The 13,068-nt window shown below is 41.3% G+C and carries 17 protein-coding genes and 1 pseudogene; 13 read left to right on the top strand and 5 right to left on the bottom strand.

Annotated elements, in window-relative coordinates:
- From ACIQCE_RS15540 to rpsI, 8 genes are all read left to right on the top strand, one after another.
- Positions 1–699 (top strand): DNA-directed RNA polymerase subunit alpha (locus ACIQCE_RS15540; protein WP_400495899.1); only part of this gene is annotated, 699 nt, incomplete at its 5' end.
- Between the two features lie 75 nt (positions 700–774).
- Positions 775–1,137, top strand: a complete 363-nt coding sequence (gene rplQ, locus ACIQCE_RS15535) for a 50S ribosomal protein L17 (protein ID WP_353853988.1) — start codon at positions 775–777, stop codon at positions 1,135–1,137.
- A gap of 124 nt (positions 1,138–1,261) precedes the next feature.
- A complete protein-coding gene (locus ACIQCE_RS15530; protein ID WP_400495898.1) occupies positions 1,262–2,104 on the top strand; it encodes an energy-coupling factor ABC transporter ATP-binding protein in 843 nt (280 codons plus the stop codon).
- Entirely contained in the window at positions 2,080–2,949 is an 870-nt protein-coding gene (locus tag ACIQCE_RS15525; protein WP_400495896.1) for an energy-coupling factor ABC transporter ATP-binding protein, read from the top strand. The genes ACIQCE_RS15530 and ACIQCE_RS15525 overlap by 25 nt, the downstream gene beginning before the upstream one ends.
- Positions 2,946–3,743 carry an energy-coupling factor transporter transmembrane component T family protein gene (locus tag ACIQCE_RS15520; protein ID WP_353853985.1) on the top strand — a complete coding sequence of 266 codons (798 nt, stop codon included), beginning with the start codon at positions 2,946–2,948 and terminating at the stop codon, positions 3,741–3,743. Before ACIQCE_RS15525 ends, ACIQCE_RS15520 begins: the two co-directional genes overlap by 4 nt.
- Before the next feature lie 11 nt (positions 3,744–3,754).
- Entirely contained in the window at positions 3,755–4,498 is a 744-nt protein-coding gene (gene truA, locus ACIQCE_RS15515; protein ID WP_353853984.1) for a tRNA pseudouridine(38-40) synthase TruA, read from the top strand.
- Between the two features lie 164 nt (positions 4,499–4,662).
- The gene (gene rplM, locus ACIQCE_RS15510; RefSeq protein WP_353853983.1) at positions 4,663–5,100 is read left to right on the top strand and encodes a 50S ribosomal protein L13; all 438 of its coding nucleotides are present in this window, start codon (positions 4,663–4,665) and stop codon (positions 5,098–5,100) included.
- Positions 5,101–5,120: 20 nt separating this feature from the next.
- A complete protein-coding gene (rpsI, locus tag ACIQCE_RS15505) occupies positions 5,121–5,513 on the top strand; it encodes a 30S ribosomal protein S9 (protein WP_353853982.1) in 393 nt (130 codons plus the stop codon).
- 341 nt (positions 5,514–5,854) lie between these two features.
- Here rpsI and ACIQCE_RS15500 read toward each other — a convergent pair.
- Positions 5,855–6,037, bottom strand: a pseudogene (locus ACIQCE_RS15500) (hypothetical protein); the annotation flags it as partial.
- Positions 6,038–6,498: 461 nt separating this feature from the next.
- On the opposite strand from ACIQCE_RS15500, the gene ACIQCE_RS15495 reads away from it, so the two are divergent.
- Positions 6,499–7,410 (top strand): serine hydrolase, encoded by a 912-nt coding sequence (locus ACIQCE_RS15495; RefSeq protein WP_400495893.1) that lies wholly within the window; start codon positions 6,499–6,501, stop codon positions 7,408–7,410.
- 50 nt (positions 7,411–7,460) lie between these two features.
- On the opposite strand, the gene ACIQCE_RS16375 is transcribed toward ACIQCE_RS15495, so the two are convergent.
- A complete protein-coding gene (locus tag ACIQCE_RS16375) occupies positions 7,461–7,817 on the bottom strand; it encodes a DUF4825 domain-containing protein (RefSeq protein ID WP_483861793.1) in 357 nt (118 codons plus the stop codon).
- A complete protein-coding gene (locus ACIQCE_RS15485; protein ID WP_400495891.1) occupies positions 7,738–8,022 on the bottom strand; it encodes a hypothetical protein in 285 nt (94 codons plus the stop codon). The genes ACIQCE_RS16375 and ACIQCE_RS15485 overlap by 80 nt, the downstream gene beginning before the upstream one ends.
- Before the next feature lie 153 nt (positions 8,023–8,175).
- Here ACIQCE_RS15485 and ACIQCE_RS15480 point away from each other — a divergent pair, with 153 nt between their 5' ends.
- The 3 genes from ACIQCE_RS15480 (at position 8,176) to ACIQCE_RS15470 (ending at position 10,553) form a co-directional block, all read left to right on the top strand.
- Complete coding sequence (locus ACIQCE_RS15480; protein WP_400495889.1) at positions 8,176–8,619, top strand: DUF2521 family protein; 444 nt, start codon at positions 8,176–8,178, stop codon at positions 8,617–8,619.
- 58 nt (positions 8,620–8,677) lie between these two features.
- Positions 8,678–9,391, top strand: coding sequence for an N-acetylmuramoyl-L-alanine amidase CwlD (gene cwlD, locus ACIQCE_RS15475; RefSeq protein ID WP_400495887.1), 714 nt, complete (start codon positions 8,678–8,680; stop codon positions 9,389–9,391).
- A 103-nt stretch (positions 9,392–9,494) separates the two neighbouring features.
- On the top strand, positions 9,495–10,553 hold the full coding sequence (locus ACIQCE_RS15470; protein ID WP_400495886.1) for an Mrp/NBP35 family ATP-binding protein: 1,059 nt from the start codon (positions 9,495–9,497) through the stop codon (positions 10,551–10,553).
- 37 nt (positions 10,554–10,590) lie between these two features.
- Here ACIQCE_RS15470 and gerD read toward each other — a convergent pair whose 3' ends face one another.
- The gene (gene gerD / locus ACIQCE_RS15465; protein ID WP_400495885.1) at positions 10,591–11,175 is read right to left on the bottom strand and encodes a spore germination lipoprotein GerD; all 585 of its coding nucleotides are present in this window, start codon (positions 11,173–11,175) and stop codon (positions 10,591–10,593) included.
- A 90-nt stretch (positions 11,176–11,265) separates the two neighbouring features.
- Here gerD and ACIQCE_RS15460 point away from each other — a divergent pair, with 90 nt between their 5' ends.
- Positions 11,266–11,868: a KinB-signaling pathway activation protein gene (locus ACIQCE_RS15460; protein WP_400495884.1), complete on the top strand. Its 603-nt coding sequence runs from the start codon at positions 11,266–11,268 to the stop codon at positions 11,866–11,868.
- On the opposite strand, the gene pdaB is transcribed toward ACIQCE_RS15460, so the two are convergent.
- Positions 11,861–12,625, bottom strand: a complete 765-nt coding sequence (gene pdaB, locus ACIQCE_RS15455; protein WP_353853974.1) for a polysaccharide deacetylase family sporulation protein PdaB — start codon at positions 12,623–12,625, stop codon at positions 11,861–11,863. The genes ACIQCE_RS15460 and pdaB overlap by 8 nt on opposite strands.
- Positions 12,626–13,068: the final 443 nt, after the last annotated feature.

The raw sequence follows: 13,068 nt of genomic DNA, 5'->3' as shown, positions 1-13,068 counted from the left end.
AAAAAGCTTGCACTCAAAATCTACTCTGAAGAAGAGAAGACGCTTGAAATTGATGTACAAGATGAAGGTGCTGTTACAGCAGCTGATATTACACACGACAGCGATATTGAAATCTTAAATCCAGATCTTCACATCGCAACTCTTGGCAAGAATGCGAGTTTCCGTGTTCGTTTAACGGCTCAAAGAGGTCGCGGGTATACTCCTGCTGATGCAAACAAAAGAGACGATCAGCCAATCGGTGTGATTCCGATCGACTCAATCTATACACCTGTATCTCGTGTGACATATCAAGTGGAGAACACCCGTGTTGGGCAAATCACAAACTATGATAAATTAACACTAGATGTATGGACTGATGGAAGCACAGGACCGAAAGAAGCGATCGCTCTAGGTTCTAAGATTTTAACTGAACATCTTAATATTTTCGTTGGTTTAACTGACGAAGCACAGCATGCTGAAATCATGGTTGAAAAACAAGAAGACCAAAAAGAAAAAGTACTTGAAATGACAATTGAAGAGCTTGATCTTTCTGTTCGTTCTTACAACTGTTTGAAGCGTGCGGGTATTAACACTGTTCAAGAGCTTGCTAACAAGACAGAAGAGGATATGATGAAAGTTCGTAACCTTGGACGTAAATCTCTTGAAGAAGTAAAAGCGAAACTAGAAGAACTTGGACTGGGTCTTCGTAAAGACGATTGACTAGTTTCATTGTGAACTAGGATTTTCGTGTGTTTTTTATTTATACAGTATCTCTAATTAAGGAGGGGACATCACATGGCATACAGAAAGCTAGGACGCACTAGTGCACAACGTAAAGCAATGCTTCGTGACTTAACGACTGATTTGATCATCAACGAACGCATTGAAACAACTGAAACACGTGCGAAAGAACTTCGCTCTGTTGTTGAAAAAATGATCACTCTTGGCAAACGCGGAGATCTCCATGCTCGCCGTCAAGCGGCAGCTTACATTCGTAATGAAGTAGCTAACGCTGAAACAAACCAAGATGCACTTCAAAAATTGTTCACTGACGTTGCAACTCGCTACGAAGATCGCCAAGGCGGATACACTCGTATCATGAAGCTTGGACCTCGTCGCGGCGATGGTGCACCAATGGCTGTCATTGAATTAGTTTAATCACATATTGTGTATCTAAGAAAGGGCGGGACAGTTCATAACTGGATCTATGCCCTTTTTTAGGTACTGCGGGTTTTGTTGAACAAGTAAAGAAGAGGTTGAGCTGAGAGGAGGTCCGGCAGAGATGGGGAAGACATTAATTGACGTAAAAAATGTTGTATTTCGTTATCACAAAGATGCGGAGAAGCCTGCTTTAGATCAAGTGTCATTGCATGTGAATCAAAATGAATGGCTCGCCATTGTTGGTCATAACGGTTCAGGTAAATCCACACTTGCCCGTGTATTGAATGGGCTCATTTTACCGGATGCTGGAACTGTTAAGGTGGGAGAGATTGAGCTGAAAGAAGAACATATTTGGGATATTCGTAAAAAGGTCGGAATGGTCTTTCAAAACCCAGATAACCAATTTGTTGGCTCAACTGTTCGTGATGATGTGGCTTTTGGTTTAGAAAATAACGGGGTTGAGCGGGAATTAATGATAGAACGTGTAGATTGGGCTGTGAAGCAGGTCAATATGCAAGAATTTCTTGATCAAGAGCCGCACCATCTATCAGGTGGGCAAAAGCAGAGGGTAGCGATTGCAGGTGTGCTTGCCGCAAGCCCTGACATCATGATCTTGGACGAAGCAACATCTATGCTTGATCCGATTGGCCGTGAAGAAGTGTTAGAAACCGTCAGGATGCTGAAAAAACAAGGGACGGTCACAGTCATTTCCATTACACATGATTTAGACGAAGCCGCTAAGGCAGATCGTATCATTGTCATGGATGGTGGAAAAAAGTTCGCTGAGGGGACACCAGAAGAAGTTTTTGAACTAGATGAACAGTTAATTCAAATCGGACTTGATCTGCCATTTTCCTATCGTTTGAGCAAACAATTGAAGCAGCAAGGCTTGCCGCTTGCAAATGCCCATTTGACACAAGAAGGATTGGTGAAAGAGCTATGGACATTACGATCAAAGATCTAGAGCATCGTTATCAAATGAAAACGCCGTTTGAGCGTCTCGCTTTGTATGATGTCAATGCTTCCATCAAAGAGGGCAGCTATGTCGCTGTGATTGGTCATACAGGTTCTGGCAAGTCTACACTTCTTCAACACCTAAATGGTCTGCTCAAACCGACGAAAGGAAGTATTGCGCTTGGGGACACTGTGTTACAAGTAAATAAAAAGCAAAAGAACATGAAATCCCTTCGTAAGAAAGTAGGTATTGTCTTTCAGTTTCCTGAGCATCAACTATTTGAGGAAACCATTCTCAAGGATATTTGCTTTGGACCTATGAATTTCGGCGTTCCAGAGAAGCAGGCAGAAGCCAAAGCGAAGGAAATGATGAAATTGGTGGGTCTTCCTGAATCCTTACTGTCTCGATCTCCTTTTGAACTAAGCGGGGGTCAAATGAGGCGTGTGGCGATTGCAGGTGTACTAGCGATGGAGCCAGAGGTACTTGTGTTGGATGAACCGACAGCGGGTCTTGACCCACGCGGCCGAAAAGAGATCATGGACATGTTCTATGAGCTTCATCAAAAAGCCAACCTCACAACGATCCTTGTGACACATAGTATGGAAGATGCTGCCTATTATGCGGATCAAATGATTGTGATGCATAAAGGCACCGTAAAGGCGACGGGATCTCCGCGAGACTTATTTGCCAACCGTACAGACATGTCCTCCTTTGGTCTTGACCTGCCAGAAACGATTAAATTCCAGCAGGCTGTAGAAGAAAAATTAGGTATCACGTTTCCAAAGCCGCTTCTCACCATAGAGGAAATGGCGGAAGCCTTAACAGCTCTTTTTCAGGAGGAAACGACATCATGATGGATAGTATGATTATCGGCAAATACGTGCCAGGTACATCCTTTGTCCATCGTCTTGATCCAAGGACAAAGCTGTTGTCTATTTTCTTTTTCGTCTTTATTGTCTTTTTTGCAAATAACTATATCACCTACGGGCTTTTAGGGATATTTACACTCCTTGTGGTCATGGTTTCACAGGTGCCGATATATTTTATTCTCAAGGGAATGAAGCCGATTCTTTGGATTGTTCTGTTCACTTTTATTCTGCATATCTTCATGACGAAGGATGGCGCACTGTTATTCCACTTTGGCTTCCTGAATATTTATGAAGAGGGTTTAAAGCAGGGGGTTTTCATTTCACTACGTTTTGTGTATCTCATCATGATGACGACACTTCTCACATTAACCACAACGCCTATCGAAGTGACTGATGGTATGGAAAAGCTGCTACATCCATTTCGTAAAATCAAACTCCCTGTTCACGAGCTTGCCCTCATGATGTCCATCTCACTAAGGTTTATTCCGACATTACTTGAAGAGACGGATAAAATCATGAAAGCCCAAATGGCGAGAGGCGTAGATTTTACAAGTGGACCTGTGAAGGATCGTTTGAAGGCGATCGTGCCTTTGCTCGTTCCACTCTTCGTTAGTGCGTTTAAGCGTGCCGAGGAACTGGCGACCGCAATGGAAGCGAGAGGCTACCGCGGAGGAGAAGGGCGTACGAAATACCGCCAGCTTGTCTGGGGGATGAAAGACACAATTACTTTGCTTCTATTCATCCTGTTAACAGCACTTCTTGTGCTTTTCAGAAATTAGGTGATTCCTAGATGAAGGTAAAATGTATCGTATCCTACGATGGGACAAATTTTAAAGGGTATCAGGTTCAGCCTGGACAACGAACGGTTCAAACCGAGCTTGAGTCAGCGCTTGCTAGGATGCATAAACAAACAGAACCGATTTCTGTCGTGGCTTCAGGCCGTACAGACAGCGGTGTGCATGCAAAGGGTCAGGTCATCCATTTCCACACCCCGCTGATAATCCCGATGGAAAGGTGGCCATTTGCTCTGAACAGCTTGCTCCCTGATGATATTCGCATTCTGAAGGCTGAGGAAGTGGACGAGTCATTTCATGCAAGATTTAGCGTCGCATCAAAGGAGTACCGCTATGTGGTCTCCACTGAAACACACCAAAATGTGTTCATGAGACACTATGCCTGTCACTACCCTTACCGGCTGGATGTAGACCGAATGAAAGAGGCTGCCACCTATCTAATAGGAACATATGATTTCACAAGCTTCTGTGCGGCGAATACAGAGGTTCAAGACAAGGTGAGGACTATTTATACCCTTGAGTGGAAAAACGCGTCAGACGGGCTTGAAATGCGTGTGAGAGGCAACGGATTTCTATATAACATGGTGCGGATTATCGCTGGCACCTTACTTGAAGTAGGAGCTGGTAAATTTCGCCCTGAGGATGTCAAAGCCATGCTTGCCGCCCGAAATCGCAAAGCGGCAGGCAAAACTGCCCCTAGTCATGGACTGTATTTATGGGAAGTTTTCTATGACAACTAAACCAGGTGTAACATGTTCTTGACACAGGAAGCAGAAAGTTATAAGATATCATATGGTATGTATTTCAACCCCACAAATAAGCCCCGGAAACTTATCTGTGTTTTGAAATAGAACGTAGCATTTGATTCAAGGAAAAATCATTGATTTATTTAGGAGGGAAACTCATGCGTACAACACCAATGGCGAACGCAAGCACAATTGAGCGCAAATGGCTAGTTGTTGATGCGGCAGGCAAGACTCTAGGTCGTCTTTCGACTGAAGTAGCATCACTTTTGCGCGGTAAGCATAAACCAACTTATACACCACACGTTGATACAGGTGACCACGTCATCATCATCAATGCTGAAAAAATCGAATTAACTGGTAAGAAATTGACGGACAAAATTTACTATCGTCACACAATGCACCCAGGTGGTTTGAAACAAAGAACTGCTCTTGAGATGCGTACAAAATACCCTGAAAAAATGTTGGAGCTTGCTATCAAAGGTATGCTTCCAAAGGGTCCATTAGGTCGTCAAATGTTCAAAAAATTAAATGTGTACCGTGGTTCTGAGCATCCACATCAAGCACAACAACCTGAAGTTTACGAACTTCGCGGTTAATTAAAAGGGAGGTTAACAATTTGGCACAGGTTCAATATTACGGTACAGGTCGTCGTAAAAGTTCTGTAGCGCGCGTTCGCTTAGTTCCAGGTGAAGGTCGTATCGTCGTTAATAATCGTGAAATTACTGAATACATTCCATTTGCTGCTTTAATCGAAGACGTGAAACAGCCTTTGAACATCACAGAAACAGCTAACAGCTACGATGTTCTTGTCAATGTTCACGGTGGTGGATTCTCTGGTCAAGCTGGCGCAATCCGTCACGGTATCTCTCGTGCTCTTCTTGAAGTAGATCCTGAGTACCGTCAGCCACTTAAACGTGCTGGACTTCTTACTCGTGACTCTCGTATGAAAGAGCGTAAGAAATACGGTCTTAAAGGCGCACGTAGAGCTCCTCAGTTCTCGAAACGTTAATGATCAACAATTCAAGGCTCTCAAACCGTTTGGTTTGGAAGCCTTTTTGTTTGTTTGAAAACTTAGCGCACCCACATTTATTATAAGTCAACGTAATTATGAAAGAGAACTCTGTTCTTAACGCACCCGACGCTTCGTTGAGAGGGATATGGACTTGTAATAGTGCGGTATTTACGGTCAGGCTAATGCGTTTGACAACCTTAATCGCATTTGGCGTAAAACAGTAGCTAACGGCGTGCGGTCACCGAGGGAGCGTTTGCTGACAAGTGTAAATGACACAGTTTTTTTGGACTAGCCCGTCTTTGTCTAACATATGTATCACCAGACTGTTTTCCTCAACTCTAGGCACTTGGTGTATCATCATAAAGTGAAATTTCAATTAAGGAATTTTCTCCTTGTCTTAACCAATCATATACACTACAGTCGTTATTAGTGGGTTGGGATAAAATATGATTTACTTGAAATGCGACGGCGTCATATTCTATATAATTGACATCATCGTCGTCCAATCCATTAGTAGTCTCTACATACTTCCCAGTATCTTATCATAGTATTTTCCTATTACTTTGCCAAAGTCTATTCTTTCTTTGACTCCTTTTTTTAACATAGTGTCTTTTCTTTGAAAACTTATCTAGCAATTCTTGTGCCTTTTTATTATCTCCGTAATTGCACTTCAAACTTCTCTCAGAGCGGTCTGGGGGGTTTTCGTGAGATAAAAAGGAGACCCGTCAAAGTGATTATAATAATATTTTTCTTCATTTGAAATATTTGTTATATTGGATATGGTGATATTCTGTTTTGCTTGGAGAGGGAAAAAGATGCTGCTCAAAATTGGTTTCATTGTGTTAGGCTTAGTCATTCTTTACGTAACGATTCAAGTCATTTTGTATAAAAGAGACATGAAGAAAACAAAAGAGGATCTTCTGAAATTTGTGGAAAAAACAAAGAGAACCTATCTGTCACGATTATTGAAAATGAACATGTTGTGTTAGCTTGGAACGCTGATAGGAAAACGCCGCTAGCAAGTACTGTGAAATTGCTGGTTCTCTTCCATTTCGTCAAAGCAGTATCGAAGGGCGATATGAATTTGGATGAGATGGTGGAGTTGTCCGAATTAGAGCGGTTTTATATCGATAGGACTGATGGCGGTGCACACAAGTACTGGCTGGAGGTCAACAAATTTTCTAAAAATGCTACTTTGTTAGATGTAGCAAAAGGGATGATGCAATACAGTTCAAATGCCTGTACGGATTATCTAATTGAACGAATCGGTCTTGAAAAAATCAATGATCGGATGACATGTGCAGGCCTTACAGAACATGATGAACTCATACCGCTGACGCCAAAGCTCTTGTGGTCAGCTTATGTATCTAATCATCGGTGGGATGCAATGAAGCAAATGAGCGGTGTATCCGATGAACAATACAAAACACTGATGAACGAGATCTTTGCTATCATGAAAAATGATCCAGAGCGAAAAATGGCATTAGAAGAAAAGGTGAAGAAAAAGAATTTATTAAGTTTCCACATTCAGTCATTATTAGCACAAAAACTAACGAAGTCTACGACCAACCAATATGCCCATTTTATGAAACGTTTAAATGACGAATTGTTAACAGAGGAAGAAAAACGTCTTTTCAGCCAAATCGTGCTGGGGGAAACAGTGAAGGCTGAATCTGATCATTCTTTCTGGTATAAAGGCGGGGCGACATTGTTTGGCTTTACTTCTGCTTTATATCGAAGAACTGATACCAAAACTATTTCTATTTCACTTTTTATCAATGACCCAAAAGCAAAGAATTCATACTGGATTGAACGAATCTTCAATCAATTTGTGGCGACCCTAGCGATGGATAAAGCGTTTCGACAACGATTGATTCTGGCTTTCACTTCATAACGATCAAAAAACAGAGGAGAATATGCCCCTCTGTTTTTCACATTACTTCTTCAACGAAAATGCCTGTACAAGGTTTGTCGTTTGTCTCTCGACTTCACTATACCGTCTACAAGCTCCTTTTGCCAAAGCTTTGGATTGACTTTGTACGTATGGAAGGAATGAGGCAGCTTCTTTTCTAGTTGGGTTCTATTGAAGGTCACGGACGGATCGTCGCTCGAGTTCATTTGTAGGGTAACCTTTTGTACGTTATTAATAAGGATAAAAAGTGCCATTGCGTTGTACAAATACGTTTTTTCAATGGTGTCTTTTTGATTAAACCAAAATGCGTCAAACTGTTCTTCTGTTAAAGAAGAATTCTCCTTTATACCATACGTAACTTTTAATGCTTTTCCAGCAATTGATGTCAAACTCTCGAATCACTCCGCCTGGGAGATCTGATAAGATAGCACCAATTGCTGAATTGTCACCGAGATATGTATTCTTGTGCGTGGTGAGCTGTTTTAAGGAAGTGTCTTCAATTCCTTTGATGTCGCTCTTTTTTTCAACGGCTTGACTGCTGCATGCGGATAGAATGACTGTTAGCACCAGCAGGATATACATCCATTTCGTCATTTATTTTGCCCCTTTTCCATTCTTTCTATTATTGAAATTCCATTTTATCACAATTTAAATTCCGAAAGACCACTGATTTCTCCATTTCCATTAACTGAACTGCATGTTTTGTTCAAAGTAACGAACAATACAAAGAAAAAAGGAGTTCAGTCAATGGCAGAAGTGCTTTCATTTTACCAATTGAAAACCAAAAGAGATGTCATGCTGGAGAAGAAACTTTTACGTACTTTGTCTCTTCAAAAGGTGACGATCTCTTCTAAAAAGTTAACAAAAAAGGTGTTTCCATTTGCAGATGATCCAGCCGGTATGATGAGTGATGGCTGTATTGATTTTGCGATTGAGGCTTATTTAGCAGGTGGAAGATATGGGGAAGCGAGCAAACATGGGGAATCCTATGAAGAAATTAAAAAACGTTCGTATCAAGAAGAGAAAGAGCTGATTGAGGATTTGACGGGCTGTCTTCAATCGTGGGGCAATATGTTTCATATCAAGATAAAGACGTCATCCCTCCATTCTTTTGCCGAGATCTTTCTGAACACATGGTGGCAGGAAGGCTTTCGTGAATCAGAAAAAAGACACAAGCTTCGGCTGCACTAAGCATATTTTGAGCCCTTGTCCCATATCTATAAAATAATGGCGTATGGGAGGGACAGGGATGAAAAGAAAGCTGAAGTGGACAGGGTTTTTAATCGGGTTTATTGTCCTCTTATTCTTATTCAGATTTCAATTTTTAAATGATGATTCATGGAAGTCATGGAACTTACCTCTAAGTGGGAAGATCATCTATTTAGATCCGGGTCACGGTGGTCCAGATGGCGGTGCTGTTGGCGGAGATTTGCTTGAAAAAGAGATTGCACTTGATGTCTCCATGAAAATACGTGACTATTTGCAGGAGCAAGGAGCGCTTGTACTCATGACCCGTGAGGATGATTCAGATCTATCTTCAAAAAATACAAAGGGGTATGCCCGAAAGAAAGCGGAGGACTTGAGAAACCGCGTGAAAGTGATCAATGAGTCTGAAGCTGATCTTTATTTAAGTATTCACTTAAATGCGATTCCATCAAATAAGTGGAGCGGTGCTCAAACGTTTTTTTATGGAAAGTATGAGGAGAATGAAAAGGCGGCGAAGTTTATTCAAGATGAATTGCGAAAAAATCTTGAAAACACTAATCGGAAAGCGAAGCGGATTAACGGGATTTATTTAATGCAAAATGTCACAAAGCCAGGAGCCCTTGTGGAAATCGGATTTCTCTCCAACCCGAAAGAGGCAGGTCAGCTGGCAACACCTAAATATCAGGATCAAATAGCTGCCTCCATTTATAAAGGTATTCTCAGATATTTAACAGAGCAAAAAGAGCCGCCTGAATAAGGGGCTTTTTCCTTTTGGTATGAGGCAAACAGGACAGACATTGTAAGGATATGTATGATATACTTGAATTGTAAACGAATTCAATAAAGGGTGAGGTTCTGCTATGATCGGACAAGATGATGTGAGAAAACTAGTTGGGAAGATGGACGAACCTTTCCTTCATATACCGCTTGGTGAGCTGGATGCCATCAAGGAAATCAGTATGAAGCCTGAAAAAGAGCATGTGAGCTTAAAGGTAGCCATTGCTAAAACAGGCACTGCTGAGCAGATGAAGCTGCAGCAAGACATCGTACAAGCCTTAAAGGCAGCAGGGGTCAAAACAGTCGGACTTCGTTTTGAGGAACTGCCTCAGGAGACGCTCGAAAAATTCATGCCGTCTCGTGCAGAGGAAGAAAACTTACTCAACTCAAAAAATCCACCTGTGTTTTTAGCGATTGCGAGCGGAAAGGGCGGCGTTGGTAAGTCCACTGTTTCCGTTAACCTTGCTGTGGCACTTGCTCGTTTAGGGAAAAAAGTCGGGTTAATTGACGCTGATATTTATGGCTTTAGTGTACCAGATATGATGGGAATTACCGTCAGACCGACAGTCAAAGGGGAAAAAATTATACCTGTGGAACGCTTTGGTGTAAACGTGATATCAATGGGCTTTTTTGTTGAAGAAAATGCACCAGTTATTTGGAGAGGACCCATGCTTGGTAAAATGTTAAATAACTTTTTCCACGAAGTCGAGTGGGGAGAATTAGATTTCTTACTATTAGACCTTCCGCCTGGAACAGGTGATGTGGCGCTTGATATTCATACGATGCTTCCAAGCTGTAAGGAGATCATTGTCACAACGCCGCATCCAACGGCAGCCTTTGTTGCTGCAAGAGCAGGCGCAATGGCATTGCAAACAGATCATGAAGTGCTTGGAGTAGTTGAGAATATGAGCTATTACGAAAGTAAAAAAACGGGTGAAAAGGAATATGTCTTTGGCAAAGGCGGGGGCGACAAGCTGGCTGAAGAACTGCGTGTATCTGTCCTTGGACAAATTCCATTAAGGCAGCCTGATTGGAATGAACAAGACTTTGCTCCGTCTGTCTATGATGCAAGTCACCCAACAGGAAAGGTTTATCAAAGCATTGCCAAAAAGGTCATTGAACAATTAGCGGTTAAAGCATAGTGAAAGCCCGAGTGGAATTCGCGCACTCGGGTGATTTTTAGCTGTCGTTGCCTTGATCCTGTGAGCCAGAATCACCGCTATTTTCAGTGGCAGCCTTTTTGAGTTCATCTTCAAATTTCTTTTTATAAAGAGGGCTGTTTAATGTTTCAGTAATGACTTTTTCTAAGTACTTTCTGAATTCTTTGCTTTTGACAAGCTCTCCATATTTCTTATCCATCTCAGGATCTTTCAGTATATCCATCATCATTTGTTGATAGTCAGGATCCTTCATCAACTGCTTTAACATCTTTTCATGTTGCTGTTGCATGGATTTTGCGAAAGTCTCGGCAAATTTAGAATCCTCAAAGACCTTCTTCCAGAACTCTTTGCCTTTATCTGAAGTAAGTGTTTTCTCTATGGTTGTTTTCACAGTTTGTTCATCCATAACCAAAGCTTCATTCATTGCCTCGTCATTTAATAACTGTTGAATGGCCTTTTTACCGTCATCTGTTTTCAAAATATCGACGACCATTTTCTTTGTTTCGTCATAGTCCATATTAGATGAGGATTGGGTTTTGGGAGCACAAGCTGTTAGAGATAAAAGAAGAAAACAGCTCATTATACGCAAGATGCCTTTTGACATACTGTGGCTCCTTTCGTTACATGTCTTACTTTTAATATGAATGTTTCACGTGAATTTATACATAACAAAAATAGGGGTTGGATCAATTCAATGAAAAGTCGGGATTTAGTTCGTTTTTTCTTCTCTGTTCTAGCTGTTGGAGCAGTTATTACTAGCGTGGTTGGCTTTGCACTGGAGTGGGGGAAATATCAGAAGCTGTTTGTGTCATTTGAATTCTTGGAGATTGCGTCTGTGCTATTTTGGTTTGTTGGTGTGGGGATGATTTTTAGTGTCATTAGTCAAATGGGATTTGTTGTCTTTTTGACGGTGCACCGGTTTGCGCTGGAAATTTTCCGGTCACATTCTTTATGGAATTCCATTCAACTGTTTCTCGTCATTTTTGTGCTGTTTGATTTAGCTTATTTACGATTTTTATTTTTTGGGGAGAATGAATCATTCTTTCCATACTTGTGGCTGCCTGTATTGATTGGTTTGTTTGCATTGATCGTGGCTTATTTTAAACAGCAGCAGTCCTCAAAGAAAACATTTATTTCCGCACTATTTCTCATGGTGGTTATTACGTCCTTAGAGTGGTTCCCGGCGCTCAGAGTCAATGAAGAGGACTGGCTGTATTTAATGCTTTTCCCGCTGTTAGGCTGCAATGCTTTTCAGTTGTTAGCCATGCCGCGGTTCTCAAAGACAAAAGCTACTTAACTTCAGTTGATTTTGATTTGGTATTGGAGATGAGCTCGCCAACTGTGACATTTTTTAAATTTTTCTCTTTTAAATGCTGAAGGATGGCTGGTAATGCCTGAGCGGTTTGAGTCGCTGAATCTGAGGCGTGAAACAGAACTATGTCTCCGCTTTTCAATCGATCATTTACATTGTGTACAATCTGATCGACGCCCGGGTTCAGCCAATCTTGAGAGTTGATGCTATAATGCACAACGGTATAGCCGTACTGTGTTGCAATTTTCAATACTGTTTCATTAAATTGCCCTGTTGGTGGCCTTAATAGGTAAATGTCATCTAGTCCGAGCTTTTGGAATGCATTTTGCGCTCTAACAAGATCTCGCTTCATTTCACTTTCTTCAAGCTGGCTATAATTTTTATAAGCATAGCCAAGGCTGCCGATTTGATGCCCGTCCTCCTTAATTCGTTTTACGATATCAGGATGACGCTCTGCCCAAGAAGCGGAAAGAAAGAAAGTGGCATTCTTCATATCGTACTCTCGAAGGACGTTTAGAATAGGAACGGCTTTCTCATCTCCCCACCCAATATTAAAAGTAAAGGAAACGTTTTTTGATGAAGTTTCTCCTTTATAAATTGCTCTCGGTCCATTTTCTGTTTTAAATACGGACAGCGGCGGTGCCTTTTGTACATAAAAAAAGGTTGCAGCTGCAAGGGCTGCTACAAGAATAATGACAATCTGCTTCAGCCGTTTGATGGGCAACACATATAATCGACTCAATTCAAATCCTCCTGCCTTGTCCAAGATTGTTAATTGATTGTATGCGGGACAAGGATTAGAAATGCACAACAAAACTATTTCAAAAAAAGTTTCAAAAAGACGTTGACCAATAGATTGTTTTCGTGATATATTATTAACCGTCTCTGACACACAATGACACAAAAAGCTTCAGGAAATAAACTTGAAAAAGTTGTTGACATATGATGAAGCGAAATGTTACATTATTAAAGCCGCTAAGAACGGTGAAGATGATCTTTGAAAACTAAACAAGACAAAACGTACCTGTTCATTCGAAATTTGATAAAAAATCCTATGATACATCATAGGTAGTCAGTCAAACTGACGAGACAGGAGAATGATCACATGCTAAGTTACATTGTGTAGCAACACATGTGTGATATGCATCCTGCATACTTCGGAGAGTTTGATCCTGGCTCAGGACG

Origin of the sequence: Bacillus sp. NPDC093026 (assembly GCF_044754665.1) — a bacterium.
Classification (GTDB): domain Bacteria; phylum Bacillota; class Bacilli; order Bacillales; family Bacillaceae; genus Bacillus; species Bacillus maqinnsis.
This window is presented reverse-complemented; position numbering and strand designations above follow the sequence as displayed.